Below are 230 nucleotides of genomic sequence, written 5' to 3'. Positions count from 1 at the left end.
GTCATCAATTTGCAGTGGTTCATCTTGGAGAAACGCATACTCACCCGCAAAGGCTGTTTCAGCAATAGTCGTATTAAAACTTAAACCATATAGCTTAATATCTTCATGATAGTCATTTTCAGCTTTAGAAAAAGCTTTTAATTCAGCAAGATTATCTGACGTGATTTCTGTTGTAATGATCATCGCTAAATCTTGTGCATTTGCTGCTTGCGAAAAGTTTGATACGCGAC

General features: G+C 36.5%; 1 protein-coding gene. It reads right to left on the bottom strand.

Features of this window, described 5'->3' with window-relative positions:
* On the bottom strand, nt 1-230 hold a 230-nt coding region (locus tag V6260_RS18780), incomplete at both ends, for a DUF1302 family protein (protein WP_341595589.1).

The sequence above is a fragment of the Pseudoalteromonas aliena genome (assembly GCF_038155085.1).
Taxonomy (GTDB): Bacteria; Pseudomonadota; Gammaproteobacteria; order Enterobacterales; family Alteromonadaceae; genus Pseudoalteromonas; species Pseudoalteromonas aliena_A.
This window is presented reverse-complemented; position numbering and strand designations above follow the sequence as displayed.